Below are 18,857 nucleotides of genomic sequence, written 5' to 3'. Positions count from 1 at the left end.
TTCTTAAACTCCTTTCAAATCGTTTCCTTTAATTTATATTTCTATTATAATAATACAACTATATGATTTATTGTATCCTTATTTTATTATAATCGTAGCATATTATTACTCGTACTCAATCGGTACCTTAATAATCTTTGATAAGTCTGGAACCTCATTCATCTTATCTTTATTGCGATCCAGATAACGGGTGTTGACCTGAACCTTTTTTTGAATCACTTGACCAATCGTATCCTTAATCAGCTGCATGTGATTTTCTCTATCAAGCATATCCTTATCATACGGATCTTTGACCACCAGCAACAATGCATTTCCATCCACACTGAGTGTTACAGTGTTTAGTACCGGCCCCAGTGACGGAGATTTCTTTGCAATCTGTGTTACGATATTCCTCCACTTTGTGGCTGCTTCCTTCACATCCTCCGGAACTGCATCCGGTAAAATGGTTGGTCGTACTTCTACTTCTTGAGGTTCTTGTACTTGGGATGCACCGGTTGTAACCTGTGCAGCATTCGCACTAACCACCACGCCCTTCTCAAGCTTCTCCTCCAGAAGACGTAGACGAGCATTTACTGATTCCAGGTTCTGCTCCATCTCCGGCTTACATAGCTTAATCAAAGCGATTTCTACCATAACCTTCTTTCTGGTAGCATATCGAATCTGATTGGATAGCTCAGAAAAGATTCTGATGTATCGTATCAGAGACTGCTCATCGATTTGATTCGCCTCCTGCTTTAACACCTCAAGATTCTCTGTCGAGATCTCAAAGACAACCTCAGATACATCTGCTGTTGTCTTGATTAGCAAAAGATTTCTCATATACCAGATAAAATCTATCGTAAATTGACCCAGCTCACGCCCGAGATTCTCTATCTCCTCTAACAGCTTAATACATGCCCCAACATCCTGGGAACGGATATAGCCCAGTAATCTCGCATACACTTGCGTGTCTACTGCACCCAGTACCTCCAACACATTATCATAGGTTAATTTCTTACCCAGATAAAATGAGATGCACTGATCCAATAAGCTTAAGGCATCACGCATGGAGCCATCTGCCACTCTTGCGACATAACGAAGCGCCTTCTCCTCTGCCTCAACATTCTCTGTATTCATTAGCTCTACCAATCGCTCCGTAATCGTATCGATTGTAATACGTCTAAAATCATATCGTTGACATCTTGAGAGAATCGTAATCGGAATCTTATGAACCTCTGTCGTAGCCAGAATAAAGATAACATAGGACGGCGGCTCTTCAATTGTCTTAAGAAGTGCGTTGAACGCACCCGCGGACAGCATGTGAACCTCGTCAATAATATATACTTTAAATCTACCTTCCGTAGGAGAATACCTTACTTCTTCCACAATCTCACGTACATTATCCACACCGTTGTTAGAGGCAGCATCGATTTCAATTACATTCATTGAGTTCCCTGCAGCAATACTCTTGCACATCTTGCATTCATTACAGGGATTGCCGTCCACCGGATGTTCGCAGTTAACGACCTTTGCCATCAGCTTCGCAATCGTCGTCTTACCAGTTCCTCTGGTTCCACAGAACAGATAAGCATGTCCAATTCTATCCGCATTTACCTGATTTTTTAATGTAGTTACTATGTGTTCCTGTCCCTTCACATCCAAGAAATTATCCGGGCGGAACTTTCTATAAAGCGCCGTATATGACATAGGCTACTTCCTTTCTATTGTCTGGCGTATCGAGAAAAATTCAATTGTTCTTCAAAACGCTTATTTACCTTAATAAACATATCCACCAAATCCGGGTCATAGGAAGTTCCCCGACCGTCCCGAATCATTTCTACTGCTTTCTCATGGGAATATGCCTGTTTATAGATTCGGTCAGAGGTAAGTGCATCATACACATCCGCAATCGTAAGCATTCTCGCATAAAATGGAATTTCTTCACCCTTCAAGCCATCCGGATACCCGACACCATCCCAGCGTTCATGATGATAATAGGCCATATCTCTTGCCAGGTACAACCACTTCGATCCTCCCGATTCCAGAATGATCTTATCAAAGGTCTGCTTTCCAAGTGTGGTGTGTGTTTTCATATGCTCAAATTCGTCATAATCAAGGCTACTCTCCTTACGCAAAATACCATCCAATATACCAATTTTTCCGATATCGTGAAGCATGGCAGAACGCACCACATCATGATAGTCTTCCTCCGATATGATGTCCTTATACCGCTGTTCCTGATAAGCCTCATTTAATAGGATCTTAAAGTACTTCGTGGTATTCTTCAGATGATCTCCCGTATCCATATCTCTGCATTCCATAAGTTCTGCAAAGATAACGGAGATCTCCTCCTCGTAGGAATCCACATAGTTTTTCCTCTTTCGAAGATTCGCCAGCTGCATTAGGGTATTGACTCTATGGAGCAGCAATTGTGGAGTAATGGGCATCGTCAGATAATCATCCGTCCCAGCCAAAAGTGCTCTCTTCTCCACCTCTTGCATCGGTTCCTTCGCAAGAAACAGAATCGGTTTATGCTGTACCTGCGGAATTCTCCTTAGAATATCATAAGTTCGAAATGCTCTGTTATCCCCCTGGGTAAGCATAAGTATATACGCATCCGCCGAGTTACTCTTAAAATACGGCAGAAGCCTATCATCCTCCGGTAGTGGCAGCACCTTATGATGTTCCTTCAAAGCATGCTCCGAAAACTGATATAATTCACTCTCATAATCCGCTAAGAATATATGCATCCATCCGCCACCCCCTTACAAAACAGATTTGGCTCACTTACGCGATATTATACCATAGCTCTGTTTTTAAAACAATGATTTGTGTTGTCATCTATGACCATAAACTACTGGTTCATAAGAGATTATGCTAGATTGATTAGTCAAAGGTTTTCTGAAAATGTTGATAATCCTTCTGGGTATTCCACTCTCCGCCCCAGGTAAAACCCCTCTTAATAAATGCCTGATAGGCGATGTCACCCTTCTTAATATAATACGGATTATCCAGGGATCGATCTGCATACTTCACGCCATTAACCGGAGTGATTACGGTGTTGTCCCCACTCCCTCTCACATAGGGATTATAGAGAGGATTAATATCAATCGCTAAGCCATAGCTGTGCAAAGATATTTTCTTTGTCCCATCAATGTTACGGTAATTGAATGAGGAGCTATTATTCGCAGCCATGGATGTATTATCGTCCGCGTCGTAATTGTCCACGAGTTCCATTCGCTCAACCTTATACTTCTTCTCATATAACTCCTGAAAAATGTCAACCGTATCCGATGCTATCTTATGATTTACAATCATTTCTCCCCTATGGGGTTGATTATCAAAGCCCCAGTAGAGAACCGAGACATATCGTAAATCCTCCATGGGCACATCACAATTCTCACCATAGGATTTCCCCATTATTCTTGTTTTAACAGATGTCGGTATTCTCTCATAGTAAAAATCAACTATATCCTGATTCGATGCCTCCGCGGATTTCTCCTCCTTATTCCCTTGAATTATTTGCTTTATAGGCTTTGTAATCGTAGGAGTGGGGGTGTGAATAGCCTTCATCGCCTTGTTTATTGACGGTGTTAATGTAATCCCGTCCCTATTATCCTGCTTTGCCACAGTCTTATCCTTTGGTAAAAGGTTTAGTACAAGTAGGATTATCGCAAGCAGAAACCCCATTGCAATGATTGTCTTACGCATAAGCCACCAAGCCTTTCCCCTTACGGTTCCGGAGTCCCTTAGTCGTCTTCCTCAATCACATGTATCTCCAGATAATCAAAGTCAATCGATTCAATAAAATTATCCTTGGTAAACCTTGTCTTATCGTGTTTTTTAAAATCCTCTATAGTAACATTTAGCCAAATCGGCTTTGACAAATCATATGTATTGCAGATTTCATCTATGGCCATAAAAACCTTCTGAGTTCTACGAACATCCTTACTGTCATCACACACTACCATATCCTTAACCATGCGGTTATCCTTAAAAACTTTTGCCCATAAACGAAACATGTTCCTATCCTCTCTTCACGGTATACTTCACATCAAAAAGCATTGCCAATCCCTGCCTCGCAGTATATAATTATGCTATCAAGGCTTGTAATATTAATGGGTTGATGTGCTTACACATTACTAGTATTATATATGTTCATCACATTATTCGTCAACCAAGCAATCCATTGATAGATCGATGAGAAGGAGACGCTAATGGAGGGAAGCAAACGCAGGGAACAATTGATAAAAATTATAAAAGAGAATGGGGAACCCATCTCCGGAGGTGAGCTGTCCCGTATGCTTGGTGTTAGCCGCCAGGTAATTGTTCAGGATATAGCACTGCTGCGTGCAGCTGACATTAATATTATCGCTACCACGAGGGGATATTTACTGGTTCAATCCGAATCCTCCATGGTTAAAAAGATATTCAAAGTAAAACATACCAATGAGCAGATAGAAGATGAACTATGCACCATCGTCGATAACGGCGGCAAGATACTGGATGTACTTGTGACCCATGAGATCTACGGCGATATCACTACTGCATTAATTATACGAAACAGACAGGATGTTTATGATTTTGTGAAAAAGGTTCATGACAAAAAGATTATTCCGCTAAAGGAATTAACAGACGGTATCCACCGTCACACCGTAGAAGCAGAATCACAGGAGATGTTAGATCGAATCGAAAGAGCATTGAAGAAAAAGGGCTACCTAATAGAATCATAACAAAGTATATCAAAAGAAAAACGAGTGGAACAATTCAAGGCAATCCCTGAATCATTCTACTCGTTTTTTATAAGCTTAATCTTTTAATAGCAACATAGGATTAACAGGTTTGGAATTCTTCATAACCTCAAAGTATAAGTTGCTTCCTTCAACCACATAGTAGTTAGTCGGATTCGCAATTTTACCAATTACAGCACCTTTTTGAACAACATCGCCAACCTTTAAGGATACGCTCTTCTTATCAAGCTGCCCGTAGGTAAGATTATAGCCGGAGCCGATACCTACGGTAACGGTATAACCGGTTTCATCATTCTTCGCATCAATTTTAGTTACAACACCTCTTGCTGCGGATTTTACTTCCTTGCCAACCTTTGCATCAATTATGATAGCCGGATTTACTTTGTATTGCTTTAAAGTTGCATAATATACAGTATGATCCATACTATAGTTCATAAGAACATTACCGCTTACCGGCCAAACCAATCCGTCTGAAGACTTGAATGTCAACTTCGCTAATTCAGCCTTGTAATCATTTTTTACATTCTTGCCTGATGTTTCAACTGCATTTCCTTTGGTGTCGCCAACCTGTGGTTTGTTTGTTCCGGTCTTGCCTTCGTTATAACCCTCCAGCTCTGCTGCATTGTTATTCACCGGCTGGTTCTCATTTGTTATAGGATTTTTCGTAGTATTTTGATCCTTTGTAGGCGCCTTTGTTACCGGCTTATTGTCAGCCACTTGATTATTATCATTCTTGGCTGTGTCCGATTCGTTCAAATTGACATAATTCTGATCACCTTGTTTTGCTGACAACTGTGATCCGATGATGGCAACTGCTGCAATCGCAACTACACCGATAAACAATAACACATAATACCCTTTTCCCTTGAAAAACTCACTAAATTTGTTCTTCTTCACTGTAATCACCTCACCAATATTCTCTCTGTAAAAATTTATTTATACGTTTTCCATACACCTAGTTGAATTATTTTCTTCCCCTAGCAATGCGTATGAGGTTACACTTCGTTTTTCCTCGGTTGGCTTTCCTTAGAAACAAAGTTGTAATTTACATACCTTATTATTTCCATTTAAACAAATTTTAGTCTCAGATAAATTACAATTTTGAATAAATTTGGTCGAATTGGGTTGACAATTTATGCCACTTGAGTAAAATTGAGTTATGCGGATATAGTTTAATGGCAGAACGCGAGCTTCCCAAGCTTGCAGTGCGGGTTCGATTCCCGTTATCCGCTTAATCAGAAAAGGAACTAAGGCTCAGGTTTTCTTGAGCTATAGTTCCTTTTTTGATTATGTGATACATATAAGTGAGTCGGGAAGAATAAACAGGAGCCAGCTGGCGAGTGTTTTATTCTTCCTACGTGATTCCGGTGTTTTCGGAATCAGGGTTTTCCCGTTATCCGCTTAAAATAGAAAAGGTCTAGGACACATGTTTTATGTGGCTTAGACCTTTTTTATTTTGTGTGGATAGACCATAAAAAGTGGACACTGCAAGAAAAAGCATGAGCCCTCTGGCGAAATGTCTTTTTCTTGTGACGTCTTTCCGGGGTCTTCGGAAAGACGTTTCGATTACCCGTTATCCGAATGACTAAAAATAGTAGTGGCACTGGGTTTGAGTGCTACTACTACTTTTTTATTATGTGATACATATAAGTGAGTCAGGAAGAATAAAATGGGAATCCACTGGTGAGCATCTTTTATTGTTCCGAGGCCTTTCCATCTTTTGGGTAAGACTTTTTGATTCCCAGTTTCCTCTATAGAAAATTTAATATTGAACCTAATTTGAAAGGACTTATGATCCTTGGTTTCTAGGTTATACGATTCTAATTAGGTAATTGTAAAAGTGAATAGGGGCGAATATGCAAGCGCTCTCAGTCAATTGTGAATTCTTTCTATGTAATTCCACGGTTTTTGGAATCACTTTAATCCCAGTTATCTACAATACTTCTTAGAATATCAGCCATAGCTAGGTTCTAAGCGGATACTTTTTCGAAATGTTTGTTTTAGCAAACAAAATTAGGTTTCAATAATTACGTGAAGTATATAAACGTACTTATCTCATTATAAACTTATAATAAGTAAGTAGCTTATATTTTATTTTTGTTGCAAATCTATTACAGACAATGGATTCTAGCACTCCAACTGTGGGGTTTTCAGAATATATTATTTTATGACACAAATCACGTTAACCTAATTCATCCTCTCTGAAATAAACTATAATATAATCCTGATGAAAAAATAATTGAAATAATTATAACTATACAAATAAAACCAATTATAAATTTTGGTTTTTGTGTAATAAAATTTAATTTATTAATCAAAAATCGGTTGACTTTATTGACCTTCTTTAAAAAAGTATTAAGTGATATTAAATAAATAATAATACATAAAAGTATTAGGTTGGGAATTAACTGGAAAATAAAACCGCCAACATATGTAATTATTCGAGAATAGCTCTTTATACCCTCTGTTATTGTTAAATCCTGATTATTTATAATAATTAGCGAGACAAAATTATATATTATAATCACTAAACACATAAAAGACCACATTTTATTCATATTATCAAGCTGATTACTTCTGTTTAATAATATTACCAATGTCAATAATAATAAAATTGTAAAAAGATTAAAAATTATTATGCCTGTCATAATTTCATTATGAAATTTCACATATAAAGTTACAGCAACAATACCTGATATAAGTAACATCCCTAGTGTTTCTTTTGAGTCATCTGAGCTTTTAGTATTGTAATTTTTCACAATTTTTTTTTCTGGAACTGGCTGATTATACTTATTAATTATTAAAATTTGTATTTGTTTAATCGTAGTTGAATTACTCAAAGATTGAATTTCCTTTTTACCACCACATATAGCTCCCAAAATAACGCCTATAATGCAAAATATACCTCCAAAAATAACCTCAATATAATTAGTAGATAAATAGTTAGCTATTTGACTTCCCATTTCTTCCTCCTTTGTAATATGATAATATAAGTCAGATTTTCTCAAATATTATTAATGTTAATTAATTTTTGAAGTACAACATCCCCATAAGTTCTTCATTTTTTTATGTGGATAATGGACTTCTCATGAAATAGAATTTTCAACTGTAGGTTGTCAGATATATCGTTTGATTATTTTTTACATTTTATATTGATTTACATTTTAATTTCCAAATATGAATGAAACGCTTTATGTATCTTATATCTAATTTTTTTACTTGACTTTACTAACTTTTTAGACATTACCTTATACCTAGAAAAGTCTTCTTCATTATAAATAAAAGTAAAACTGTTTTCATTTGTTTCAATACCCAAAAAAGATAAGTTGCACAAACACTGTATAATTTCATTAGATTTAGATAAATCAAGGTTACAATTTTCGATGAAACTTATAATTTCGTCCTGATATATAATTTCATTAGAGCCAGCAAATTCGTATAAAAAATCCTCTAATTTTGATATTTGACTTCCACTTTCTGTTATAAGTGTATTTAATGCGAATTGTGAATACGTCCTTTGTGCATCTATAATATCTTTTTCATCAATCTTTAAATGCTTTCTATTAATAGCATTACTTAATGATTCCTTAACAAGATAAACCATATCTCTTGGTCTAGGAATAGTAAATTCACATAAATAGGATTTAAGATTTTGTCCCTTTACAGTTTTAGTAAAATACTTATTCCATACATTAATATTTTGCTCATCAGAATACATTCTTTCTTCAATTACTCTTAATAAAACTTCAGGATCTTCCCATAAAATTTTCTTAATTGGTAATTTATCTTTTTCTGGTGCATACCTAGATATTTGATTAAAAATATCATCTCTCAAAAAAATTATGAGTGATATATTAGCCGGTTGTCTCCAATGATCTTCATGCGAAAAATCTTTTAAAATCGAATCACCAACATCAAGTAATCCAAAAATAAATTCACTCATTAATTCTATATTCGTATTAATATTCCATGCCTTATCTAAGTTATCTACTAAAATTGCTACTTTCTCTTTTTTATTTAAATAGTTTCCTACCACATTTCTTAATCTATTAATTATATTATTATGCAATAATTCACTTATGCGTTGTTTCTGTTCTATTAATGAAGTATTAAGCTCTTTTTGTTTTAATTGTTCAATTGCATAATCTAATCGAACGGAAAATTCAGGCAAAATAATATTTTTATTTTTTTCGACGTAATCTATAATACTTTTTTCATCTGCCATAAATTGGTAATGAGCCGGTTTATCTTTCAACTTTCTATAAACACTTTTTGCCAACTCAGTATATATTAAGAATTTCCACAAACTTTCAACTAAATAACCTCTTTCGGCTCTTGATAAATCTTTACGTAAAACATCTAATACACCTTCTATTTCATATGCTACTGGCTTAATTATACATACATGATTATGATTATTATCTAACTCATTATTTAAATTTATTAAATTAGCTGTCTTTCCACAGCCTTTTCTCCCTATAAAGATAGTATGATTTGATCTTAACGCTTCCTCAAAATATGTAGTGCGAACAAAATACTCAGTCAAAAGATTAACTTCATTCTCCGCCACTATATCACCTATATTTAACTTTTGTAGATCATTTTGCGCTTTTAATTCATCTCTTGTATATCTTTCATACGACTTAACTTCATTTAATTTATCGCGATGATTTTCAAACCATTCTTCAGCAATTTTTTGACATTCAGCAGCCGTTTCATGTACTTCTATAATATCTTTATAATCAATAGGAGACACGAAAGGACTATGAGCCAACATTAATACCGGTAAATCTAAAGCATATGCAATTCCACATATTAATGATGATTTCGCATTATGTATAATTTTATCTTCATGATCATCTGATAATAAATGTGCTATGATTCCATTTGATTTATATAAGCTTTCAATATACCAAGAAAGAGTTCTATTACTTGTTTCAGCTGGATCATCCATAGTTACTTTAATCTTTTGATCACTCACCGTTCTTGCTAATTTAATTGATGCTTCTGATTCTACTAAACTCTTTAAGTAAAATACATTGGGTACATCATCGTATGAATTCATAGACTTAACAATAGTCTCAATTAGACTATCTGTCTTTTCGTCATAATTGTACTTTAATAATGAATTCATAATATCTGAGCTATTAGAATATGATATATAGCCAATAGTTTTTAGTAGCCCTAAGGTATCAAATTGTTTTTTCGCGCTTAGTATGTTTTTATCAAGCAATATAAATATTTTTCTATTTTTCCCTATAGCATAACCCAATTCAAAAAGTACATTATAATTCATAGTAGTTAAATCACAAATAAATATATCTTTATTACTTATTTCAAGACAAATTTGTTTTATGATAATTTTACCTGTAATATTCATACTTTTCCAACTTCTTATATCAAATACGTGTGTATTATTTAATTTTATTATAGCAGCTTCTAGTGTTTCTTCTAATGATTTAGGTTCATTAGAATATGCTAAAAATCCTTGTATTTCATCCATAAAATTCACCTCAATATAAATTATTATTTAGCATAGTGTACCATCCTAATTTATCCATATTATTGTAACACTTTTACATTAAATATTCAACAATTTAACATTTTCTTTCTTAAAATTATGATATATAACAAAATAATAATATATCTTTCTTATACTTCCTTCATATTGATTATTCTTGCCACATCCGGAGATTGTTCTTGAATTATCCGGACAGCATACCTTAAGTATCCGGACAAATAGTGACATCTCAATTCAACCTCCTTAAACTGTTTTTAAAACATTTTAAAGAGGTACCAACCCTGCAGACGTTATCAAATTCCTTTTAAGTACTTTCTTTCACCAAAAAATAAGATTCCTCAAACATCAGGAACCTTAATCTTATAATTTAATGAACAATCTCAATGAGACACGCCTTGTCCGAATTATATCACTCGTTGTTTCGTATGATTTTATATCTAATAACATTATCTACGCTTCATACACTTTAGCATTTAATATGTATTTCCAGGAACATCTTCAGCTCATCCCTCAACATAAGCCAAATATGAAACCAACTTATTACTTTTTTCGATTAATACAATATCTTCTCTTTCATTACATTTGAATACTTTCGTATTTTCCTCCACTTTAGTAGCATCCCAATCAGCAAAGTTCTTTGTTCTGCCTGTTCTATTGATATGTCCTAATAACTCTCCTTTACTGAAAGAAAGTTGGTCTACCCATTCATTATCTTCAGCATTAAGATAAACCTTTTTATCAAGTACAATAAAGTCCGCTTTATGATTACTGGAATAAACTTTCTGAGGGGAAGTTGCATCCGTGTTTTGAGTTTTAAATATAGCAAAAACCAAAAGAACTAAACAAAGAGCTCCAATAATTATAATAACTGATCTGTTATGCTTCATAACTACCACCTCTCTACTAAGTGAATTAATAATCTCAACCCTAACTAACATATTTGCTAGATTCAAACACTTAATTATCAATCATCAATATCTTGTACTCCAACATCATACATTTCGCGTCATCTAAATACCACTTTTGTATACTGTACTCACACATCAACTCATCATTTGGCAACATCGTATATAAGTAATCACTTGTTTCACACCCTGTCCTAGTTTTTACCACGTGAACAAATCCATGCCAAACCATAAACAATTACTATCCCTACTGCAATTCCTCCTTTTGTTACAATGATACATATGAGTAAAAGTACGGCTAATATGGCTATAGCTACAAGCTTTAGCGAGGGCAAAATATAATTAGGCGTATATTTATGTTGGGGTTTTTCTCCACGCATTCTTATATAAGGATATAGTTTGCGTGCTTCATACAAAAAAATAAGACTGTTAGGATTACGCTTTTTAAATCCTAAAATCGTATCATAATATTTAAGTAAAATATCTTTTAGTTCGGAATCTTCCTTGTTTTTCTTTATTATACTCCGGAGCAAAGAGCCGCATTTATGAAATTTTTCCATGTTACAAAGACAATCTATAATGGCTGTCAGTGCTTTAATATAATAATGTGAAGTGTTTGGGATTTTTCTAAAATAACGCAATGCTTTTTTATACTTTCCCATGCGATGCAATAACTGTCCACCAAACAAAAAGATTCTCCATGGATCCGTAGAGAATTCTGCTCCTGATTTGATATACTTCATTCCATCTGAACTATCCGCAGCATCATTATATGCACCTAAAATACATAATAAATATGGATCTTCAGGTATCATTTCTAAAGCAATACTTAAGTTTCGAGTCGAATCCCAATCACCGCTTAGATATTGCGCAAATCCATTCTCGCGGTAACTAATATATGCCTCAATATCTTCGCAGCAATTTTCCGTTAGATACTCATATCCAGGTGTAATGATTCCATTTATCTGTGCCTTTATATATGCTAAAAAATTTTCACCATATTTTTGATAGTATTCTTCACTATCTAGTTCCCACAGAAAATACTTATTATATGACTGTATAACTTCACTCGGTACAAAATGCCCGTCGTACAGGAAATCCAAAAACCATATTTTCAGGATACGATATGTTTCAACATCCCACATCACCTCATCCTTAATAATTTCATCCCAATTTTTTAGGTTCATTCGATTATTGAAATTCGCATATAAATCAGTTACCTGCTTTGTAAATTTCTCATATGAAGACTCCGCATCCGAGAATTCCCAAGTTCCGACCTCACCATATTCTATCTCATGGAATCGTGATTTAATATGTTCTTTTTCGGTGACTTCAGACTCTTTTCCATAAGGATCATATAAAGTATCATCAATATGTGTAGAAGCTTCGGTATCAAAAGCAATTTCTGTATGTCTTGAGGAATTATCATGCTCGACATACTGTAATATTCTTTCGTAAACCATTCTTAAATTTTGAAATTGAACCGGATCATCTTCAGGCGAATATAATTTAAGTTTCTTAGCATACGCTTTTTTTATTTGTCGCACATCCGTAGTTGGTTCAATGTCCAAAAGTACCCAATCACTCTTTGCTATCATCTTTTATTCCTTCCAGTTTATCCAGACTCTCTGAAAGCCTTGCAACTTCTTTTCGAATTTCAAATTCATTCTGACCGTCAAGTACATCCTCAAAATTCCTCATAAGCTCGCTCACATAATCTCGCATATCACCCAAACATTCTTCATATAACCTATTACCACGCTCCAGTAGCAGCCTATTTATCTGCTGGTCACGAGGATGAATCTTTAAATGTTTTATATAATCTAAATTACGTTCAACTTCTTCATTTGTCATTTGTCCTGGATTTTGCTCAATTACAATTCTTCTTTTTGATCCTGTAGAAATTACAGTTGCCTCTACTTCAAGAATTCCGTTAATATCGTATGTAAATCTGACATCCACTGTTTCCTCACCAGCTTTTCCGCTTGGAACAATGACGCCAACTTCTCCGAGCTTCAGATTTTCATTAGTCAAACGGCTCTCGCCCTGGAATACCCCGAATATAACTTTTCTTTGATCATCAGAAATGGTAGTATATCTTTCTACCCTGCTTGCTGGTATTACCGTATTTCGTTCAATTATAGGACTAAAGTGTCCTCCTGAATATCTTCCTTCTGCCGAACGGTGAGTTGTTTCAACTCCCAACGTATATGGGCAGACGTCTGTCAATACTATTTCTTTTAGTGCCTCGTTCCGCTCCTTAATAGCTGCCTGAATTGCCGTTCCGAGCGCAACCGCCTCATCTGGGTTGATATTTACGTAAGGAAGCTTACCCATCAACTTGCTGACATAATTACGGAAGGTAGGCATTCTTGTGGCCCCACCAATCAGAAGAGCATTATCTATATCATTTATCTCGAAGGAAGCATCACGAAGTGCCTTCTCAATTGGTTTCATAAAACGTCTCAGTAGAGGCAAGCATAAATTTTCATACCGCTCAGGCGTAATCTGAACTTCCACTTCAGTATTTTTAACTAGCATCTTTATAATAGCATTTTGTTTTTTCACTAATTTAAATTTGGCATTTTCTGCCCTTTTATAGATGTTTGAATGCTCTTTTGAAGTGAGTTCATGCATTTTCAACGATGTTTCATTTAGAAAATGTTCAATAATTAGTTTCGTAAAATCCTCACCGCCAAGATAGTTATCCCCAGCAATTGCATGCACCTCCATTATTCCATCAAACATCTCTAAAATTGATACATCAAAAGTCCCACCACCCAAATCCAGTACCATGTATTTGCTTTCCTGATCGGGATCGTTCAGGCCATATGAAATCGCAGCTGCAGTAGGTTCATTTATTAAGCGTTCCACAGTAAAACCGGCTAATTCTGCTGCCTTCATTGTGGCTTTGCGTTGCTTGTCATTAAAATATGCCGGAACACTAATGATTGCTTCTGTAACAGGTTCTCCTAAGAATATTTCCGCATCCTCTTTTAAAGACCTTAATACAAAGGACGACAACTCTTCAGCTCTGAAATTACGTCCCCCTAATTTATATACTTTATCTGTTCCCATGAAACGTTTAAAACAAGAAGCGGTGCAGTCCGGATAGGTAATGAGCCTCTCCTTGGCAGCTTCTCCTACAATCACTTCATTATTCTTATCAATACTGACGATGCTAGGTGTTAAGTTTTTCCCAAAGACATTCGGAATAATAACCGGTCCTTCTTCCATCCAAACGGCAATCAGACTGTTCGTTGTTCCTAGATCAATTCCAACTGTATGCATTCCTTTAGCCTCCATGATGTATCCTATTATTTATACTCTCTATATCACCCTCCACTTACATGCCAAAAAACTACATTTATCAGCCTATTTCTATGATAATATAATATACATTTTATTACAAGGATATATTTGGTTGATAAATCGGAAGCTCTGTTTCTCACAAGAGAACCTGCCTCAAAGTTACAATTTTTACATTGCAATTATTAAATAAAATCGAATAATATTTTTCTTGACCAATCGTTCCAGAATGAGTATAATGCCTCTATAGAGGTGAGAAAATGGGTCGTAGTAAGGAGTTTGAGGAACGTGAAGTTCTTAGAAAAGCGATGGAATTATTTTTAGAACAGGGTTATGAAGGCACTTCCATGAATGATCTGGTAGAACATATGGGAATTCATAAAAAGAGTTTATATGATACTTTTGGTGATAAGCATTCGTTGTTCATGAAGGTTTTAGACCTTTTTGGAGAGCATATGCAAGATTCATTGATGAACGAAGTATTAAAAGAAAGTACCGCAAAGCAATCGATTCAATTAATGTTTGACCGAGTAATTGAAGGCAGATGGAATGTGGAGCAGCAGTGGGGGTGTTTGTTTGTAAATTCTTCAGTAGAACTGAGCCTCAGAGATGGCGAAGTAAAGGAGCGAGCAGGAAAAGCATTCGCTCAAACAGAGCATTTTCTAATGAAGCTTATTCAAAAGGGGCAACATGAGGGTGATATCTCATGTGATACTGATGCTGAGATATTAGCAGAATACCTGCACAATACATTGCTTGGGATTAGAGTTCTTATTAGAAACTCCACCAGCAAAGAAAAATTACACCGTATAGCTGCTTTTTCATTATCGGTTCTTGATAAATAATTTATTTTTAGGTATTTTAGAACGTTCGGTCTAGAATTACTATATGTTTTATAAAATCAGCAACCATAATAATAACAATAAATATAAAAAAGAATGGAGAGATGAAGATGAACAACATTAATGATCAAATTTTAGATGCTTCTACATTTCGTTATGCTTGTAAGGCATTTGATCCTAACAAGAAAATATCGGAGAACGATTTTCAGACAATTATGGAAAGTGGAATATTATCACCCAGTTCATTTGGGTTTGAACCATGGAAATTCTTAGTTATACAAAACGATGAACTTCGCGAAAAACTTAAGAAGGTTTCATGGGGTGGGCAAGGTCAATTACCAACAGCAAGCCACTTTGTCGTTATATTAGCACGTAAGGCCATTGATACAAAGTATGGGTCAGATTATATCAATATGGTTTTAAGGGATGTGCAAGGATTGCCCGACGAGGTACAAAAGATGAAGGGGGAATTTTATAAGAATTTTCAGATAAATGATTTTGATTTGAATACTGAAAGAAAACTTTTTGATTGGGCTTGTAAGCAAACCTATATTGCGTTGGGTAATATGATGACTTCAAGTGCTTTGCTAGGTATCGATTCTTGCCCGATGGAGGGATTTGATCGAGTTCGATTTGAGGAGATCTTAGCGAATGAAGGTTTAATTGAACCGAAGCATTTTGGAGTGAGTGTATTAGTTGCTTTTGGATATCGACCGGATGAAGTAATCATTTATTCAAAAACAAGAGGGTCAAAAGAAGCATTAATCCAATGGGTTAAATAATCAGCAATCCGTTTTCATTATTAATGCAAGTTCGTAAATCAGTTGTAACTAAATCAAAAAATAAGGAGTTAATTAGTATGAAAGCAATTTTTGAGAATACAAAAGTGGGCGGAATGACTTTAAAAAACCGTATTATACGTAGCGCAACCCAGGAGGGTAGCGCTGACCTCAACGGGCATATCACAGAGAAGTTGATTTCGATCTATGATGAGATTGCGATAGGAGGAACAAGCGCAGCTATTACCAGCATGATGGGAGTTGATGAAAACTCAAGAGCACTTCCCACTATGGTAAAAGCGTATGGAGATGAATTTCAAACCGGATTAACAGAATTAGTTCGCAGGTCACATATCCATGATTGCAAAGTTATTGTTCAAATAGCGCATTGTGGTGCAAAAGCATTACCTGATAACGGAAATGCACCGCTAGCTCCCTCAGATTTAGTATTAGCCCCTGACAAAACAGCCAAAGCCATGACAATAGAAGAAATACAAAGTGTAATTCAGAGCTTTGCCCTGACTGCTGAGCAGTGCAAAGAAGCAGGAGCCGACGGAGTTGAGATACATGGTGCTCACGGCTATCTTCTCAGTGAATTTCTCAGTCCTTTTTATAACAAAAGAAACGATGAATACGGCGGAGATATATCTAATCGTGCAAGAATTGTATTTGAAGTCTATTCTGCTATTCGTGAAAAAGTTGGGGCAGACTATCCCATCTGGATTAAACTGAATGGCGAAGACTACATAGACGGAGGACTTAGCTTTGAAGATTGTTCATGGGTATGTAGTGAGTTGGATCGACTAGGTATAAACGGAATTGAAGTAAGCGGTGGTATCAACATCTCAATGGATAGCCTTTCTGCCAGACGAATGTCCGCTTCTGATCAAGAAGGTGCATTTGCTCAAAATGCATTGCAGATTGCGGAAAAAGTGAAGACCTCCGTAATCAGTGTCGGCAATTATCGCACACCCGATAAGATTGAAGAGTATTTGAATATAGGAGATATTCAAGCGATAAGCTTATGCCGTCCCCTTATATGCGAACCAGAACTGCCCAACATTTGGAAATCAGGCGACAGAAGAAAATCAAAATGCCTATCCTGTAATAAATGTTTTGCTTTTAATAATGGGTTTGGGTGTAAAGTATACAAATAAGAAAAATGAATTTGGCTAATGTAAGTATTGAAGACCTATAACACATTTTGTGTGCTATAGGTCTTCTTGTCTTAATATATAATCATTGTAATGACTATCATTTATCCCAACTCTATTACAATTCTTTTCTACTTCTTTTTCTTGGAATACCCTGACCCTGTCTTCCCCTTCTTAGAGAAGCTCATAAAACTCTTCTTTTCCTTCAGCTTTCCATCCGCCGTCATGCGATACTTTTTGCTTGGGTCAACACCTGCTACCTGTTGAGAAGCAGTTTGTGCGGAGTTCCTTCTGGAAGAACCTTTCTTAGGGTCAACGACTAATTCGGACGAAGCTTTCTGAGATTTCCCTGACGTTCCCCCTGCTGCCTTTGGTTTATTCCTTGGCTGTGTGTTCTTTGGTGCGGGGAAGTTATTCATCAATGGGTAAGGATGATCTTTAACCTCTTTCAGATGCTTTCTTATCAGCTTTTCGATGTCCTGAAGTAATTCCTTCTCATCAAAATCACAAAAGGAGATTGCTACACCTTCCTGGCCAGCTCGTCCGGTACGTCCGATACGATGCACATAGGTTTCCGGTACTTCTGGAAGATCATAATTAATTACATGAGAAAGCTCATCAATGTCGATTCCTCTTGCAGCGATATCCGTAGCAATCAAGATACGAAGCTTCTTGTTTTTAAAATCACGTAGGGCACTTTGACGTGCTCCCTGCGATTTATCGCCGTGAATTGCTTGTGCCGTCACTTTCTCCTTGGATAATTGACGAACCAATCGATCTGCGCCATGCTTTGTACGGGTGAATACCAATGCTGACACAATGGATTTATCCTGTAATATGTGTAGAAGTAGATCCTTCTTATTTCCTTTATCAACATAGTACAAATATTGATCTATGATATCGACGGTGGAAGATACCGGTGTTACCATAACCTTTGCAGGATTCTTGAGTAACGTTTGGGACAGCCTAGCGATATCGGGTGGCATGGTAGCTGAGAATAACAAGGTTTGCTTGTTCTCAGGTATTTTAGCGATAATCTTCTTCACATCATGGATAAATCCCATATCAAGCATACGATCCGCTTCATCTAAGATAAATATTTTCAGATTCTTCAAATCAATGTGTTTCTGATTAATTAAGTCATTTAATCTACCGGGAGTTGCTACAAGGATGTCCACCCCTTTGCGTAGTTCTTCCTCCTGCGGTTTTTGAGAAACTCCACCAAAGATAACACATGCTTTTAATTTGGTGTATTTCCCATAGGTGCAAAAGCTTTCATATATTTGAAGTGCAAGCTCTCTGGTTGGTGTTACAATTAATGCACGTATTTTTTTATCGGAAGTGTGTGAAGACTTGTCTTCTGCGAGTAGTTGTAGTGTTGGTATTGCAAATGCTGCTGTTTTACCGGTACCCGTCTGTGCGCAACCCAGCAGATCTCTTCCTTCTAATATAAAGGGGATTGCCTTTTCCTGTATCGGTGTAGGAACCGAATAATTTTCTTTCTCTAGTGCCTTTAATATATCTGGCATAACCTTTAATTCATTAAATTGCATATTAACTTGTATGATGTAGATTATGTATACATCATACTCTCCTCTCTCGATTACCTATCATTGT

General features: G+C 36.0%; 16 protein-coding genes and 1 tRNA gene. 5 read left to right on the top strand and 12 right to left on the bottom strand.

The window, feature by feature from the left end:
• Positions 1 to 105: 105 nt before the first annotated feature.
• From dnaX to AC6IWN_RS17460, 4 genes are all read right to left on the bottom strand, one after another.
• Positions 106 to 1,686, bottom strand: coding sequence for a DNA polymerase III subunit gamma/tau (gene dnaX, locus AC6IWN_RS17475; RefSeq protein ID WP_497989187.1), 1,581 nt, complete (start codon positions 1,684 to 1,686; stop codon positions 106 to 108).
• Positions 1,687 to 1,700: 14 nt separating this feature from the next.
• Positions 1,701 to 2,729 carry an HD-GYP domain-containing protein gene (locus AC6IWN_RS17470; RefSeq protein WP_497989185.1) on the bottom strand — a complete coding sequence of 343 codons (1,029 nt, stop codon included), beginning with the start codon at positions 2,727 to 2,729 and terminating at the stop codon, positions 1,701 to 1,703.
• A gap of 136 nt (positions 2,730 to 2,865) precedes the next feature.
• Entirely contained in the window at positions 2,866 to 3,690 is an 825-nt protein-coding gene (locus AC6IWN_RS17465) for a M15 family metallopeptidase (protein ID WP_497989183.1), read from the bottom strand.
• Between the two features lie 38 nt (positions 3,691 to 3,728).
• Complete coding sequence (locus AC6IWN_RS17460; protein ID WP_497989181.1) at positions 3,729 to 4,001, bottom strand: hypothetical protein; 273 nt, start codon at positions 3,999 to 4,001, stop codon at positions 3,729 to 3,731.
• Positions 4,002 to 4,196: 195 nt separating this feature from the next.
• Between AC6IWN_RS17460 and AC6IWN_RS17455 the strand changes: the two genes are divergently transcribed.
• Positions 4,197 to 4,712 (top strand): transcription repressor NadR, encoded by a 516-nt coding sequence (locus AC6IWN_RS17455; RefSeq protein ID WP_497989179.1) that lies wholly within the window; start codon positions 4,197 to 4,199, stop codon positions 4,710 to 4,712.
• A gap of 75 nt (positions 4,713 to 4,787) precedes the next feature.
• Here the strand turns inward: AC6IWN_RS17455 and AC6IWN_RS17450 are convergent, their stop codons facing one another.
• Positions 4,788 to 5,627 carry a peptidoglycan DD-metalloendopeptidase family protein gene (locus AC6IWN_RS17450; RefSeq protein WP_497989177.1) on the bottom strand — a complete coding sequence of 280 codons (840 nt, stop codon included), beginning with the start codon at positions 5,625 to 5,627 and terminating at the stop codon, positions 4,788 to 4,790.
• Positions 5,628 to 5,891: 264 nt separating this feature from the next.
• Here AC6IWN_RS17450 and AC6IWN_RS17445 point away from each other — a divergent pair.
• Positions 5,892 to 5,962 (top strand) — tRNA-Gly (locus AC6IWN_RS17445).
• A 960-nt stretch (positions 5,963 to 6,922) separates the two neighbouring features.
• Here the strand turns inward: AC6IWN_RS17445 and AC6IWN_RS17440 are convergent.
• From AC6IWN_RS17440 to AC6IWN_RS17415, 6 genes are all read right to left on the bottom strand, one after another.
• Positions 6,923 to 7,693, bottom strand: a complete 771-nt coding sequence (locus AC6IWN_RS17440; RefSeq protein ID WP_497989175.1) for a hypothetical protein — start codon at positions 7,691 to 7,693, stop codon at positions 6,923 to 6,925.
• Between the two features lie 194 nt (positions 7,694 to 7,887).
• Complete coding sequence (locus AC6IWN_RS17435) at positions 7,888 to 10,233, bottom strand: P-loop ATPase, Sll1717 family (RefSeq protein WP_497989174.1); 2,346 nt, start codon at positions 10,231 to 10,233, stop codon at positions 7,888 to 7,890.
• A 78-nt stretch (positions 10,234 to 10,311) separates the two neighbouring features.
• A complete protein-coding gene (locus AC6IWN_RS17430; protein ID WP_497989173.1) occupies positions 10,312 to 10,479 on the bottom strand; it encodes a hypothetical protein in 168 nt (55 codons plus the stop codon).
• 275 nt (positions 10,480 to 10,754) lie between these two features.
• Positions 10,755 to 11,138: a hypothetical protein gene (locus AC6IWN_RS17425; RefSeq protein ID WP_497989172.1), complete on the bottom strand. Its 384-nt coding sequence runs from the start codon at positions 11,136 to 11,138 to the stop codon at positions 10,755 to 10,757.
• Positions 11,139 to 11,350: 212 nt separating this feature from the next.
• Positions 11,351 to 12,754, bottom strand: a complete 1,404-nt coding sequence (locus AC6IWN_RS17420) for a tetratricopeptide repeat protein (RefSeq protein WP_497989171.1) — start codon at positions 12,752 to 12,754, stop codon at positions 11,351 to 11,353.
• On the bottom strand, positions 12,738 to 14,447 hold the full coding sequence (locus AC6IWN_RS17415) for a molecular chaperone HscC (RefSeq protein WP_497989169.1): 1,710 nt from the start codon (positions 14,445 to 14,447) through the stop codon (positions 12,738 to 12,740). Before AC6IWN_RS17415 ends, AC6IWN_RS17420 begins: the two co-directional genes overlap by 17 nt.
• Before the next feature lie 278 nt (positions 14,448 to 14,725).
• Here AC6IWN_RS17415 and AC6IWN_RS17410 point away from each other — a divergent pair, with 278 nt between their 5' ends.
• The 3 genes from AC6IWN_RS17410 to AC6IWN_RS17400 all read left to right on the top strand — a co-directional run bounded on the left by AC6IWN_RS17410 (position 14,726) and on the right by AC6IWN_RS17400 (position 17,243).
• Positions 14,726 to 15,310, top strand: a complete 585-nt coding sequence (locus AC6IWN_RS17410; protein WP_497989167.1) for a TetR/AcrR family transcriptional regulator — start codon at positions 14,726 to 14,728, stop codon at positions 15,308 to 15,310.
• Positions 15,311 to 15,417: 107 nt separating this feature from the next.
• Complete coding sequence (locus AC6IWN_RS17405; protein WP_497989165.1) at positions 15,418 to 16,089, top strand: NAD(P)H-dependent oxidoreductase; 672 nt, start codon at positions 15,418 to 15,420, stop codon at positions 16,087 to 16,089.
• A 77-nt stretch (positions 16,090 to 16,166) separates the two neighbouring features.
• Entirely contained in the window at positions 16,167 to 17,243 is a 1,077-nt protein-coding gene (locus AC6IWN_RS17400; RefSeq protein WP_497989163.1) for an NADH:flavin oxidoreductase, read from the top strand.
• A gap of 128 nt (positions 17,244 to 17,371) precedes the next feature.
• On the opposite strand, the gene AC6IWN_RS17395 is transcribed toward AC6IWN_RS17400, so the two are convergent.
• Complete coding sequence (locus AC6IWN_RS17395) at positions 17,372 to 18,769, bottom strand: DEAD/DEAH box helicase (RefSeq protein WP_497989161.1); 1,398 nt, start codon at positions 18,767 to 18,769, stop codon at positions 17,372 to 17,374.
• Positions 18,770 to 18,857: the final 88 nt, after the last annotated feature.

It is taken from the genome of Variimorphobacter sp. HTMS_6 (assembly GCF_059717775.1).
Note: the sequence above shows the minus strand (reverse complement) of the source record. Positions and strands in the feature narration are given on the sequence as shown.

Excerpts from the sequence above, each read along its gene's own strand:
- dnaX (WP_497989187.1), bottom strand. The coding sequence starts at position 1,686 with ATGTCATATACGGCGCTTTATAGAAAGTTCCGCCCGGATAATTTCTTG.
- AC6IWN_RS17470 (WP_497989185.1), bottom strand. The coding sequence starts at position 2,729 with ATGCATATATTCTTAGCGGATTATGAGAGTGAATTATATCAGTTTTCG.
- AC6IWN_RS17465 (WP_497989183.1), bottom strand. The coding sequence starts at position 3,690 with ATGCGTAAGACAATCATTGCAATGGGGTTTCTGCTTGCGATAATCCTA.
- AC6IWN_RS17460 (WP_497989181.1), bottom strand. The coding sequence starts at position 4,001 with ATGTTTCGTTTATGGGCAAAAGTTTTTAAGGATAACCGCATGGTTAAG.
- AC6IWN_RS17455 (WP_497989179.1), top strand. The coding sequence starts at position 4,197 with ATGGAGGGAAGCAAACGCAGGGAACAATTGATAAAAATTATAAAAGAG.
- AC6IWN_RS17440 (WP_497989175.1), bottom strand. The coding sequence starts at position 7,693 with ATGGGAAGTCAAATAGCTAACTATTTATCTACTAATTATATTGAGGTT.
- AC6IWN_RS17435 (WP_497989174.1), bottom strand. The coding sequence starts at position 10,233 with ATGGATGAAATACAAGGATTTTTAGCATATTCTAATGAACCTAAATCA.
- AC6IWN_RS17430 (WP_497989173.1), bottom strand. The coding sequence starts at position 10,479 with ATGTCACTATTTGTCCGGATACTTAAGGTATGCTGTCCGGATAATTCA.
- AC6IWN_RS17425 (WP_497989172.1), bottom strand. The coding sequence starts at position 11,138 with ATGAAGCATAACAGATCAGTTATTATAATTATTGGAGCTCTTTGTTTA.
- AC6IWN_RS17420 (WP_497989171.1), bottom strand. The coding sequence starts at position 12,754 with ATGATAGCAAAGAGTGATTGGGTACTTTTGGACATTGAACCAACTACG.
- AC6IWN_RS17415 (WP_497989169.1), bottom strand. The coding sequence starts at position 14,447 with ATGCATACAGTTGGAATTGATCTAGGAACAACGAACAGTCTGATTGCC.
- AC6IWN_RS17410 (WP_497989167.1), top strand. The coding sequence starts at position 14,726 with ATGGGTCGTAGTAAGGAGTTTGAGGAACGTGAAGTTCTTAGAAAAGCG.
- AC6IWN_RS17405 (WP_497989165.1), top strand. The coding sequence starts at position 15,418 with ATGAACAACATTAATGATCAAATTTTAGATGCTTCTACATTTCGTTAT.
- AC6IWN_RS17400 (WP_497989163.1), top strand. The coding sequence starts at position 16,167 with ATGAAAGCAATTTTTGAGAATACAAAAGTGGGCGGAATGACTTTAAAA.
- AC6IWN_RS17395 (WP_497989161.1), bottom strand. The coding sequence starts at position 18,769 with ATGCCAGATATATTAAAGGCACTAGAGAAAGAAAATTATTCGGTTCCT.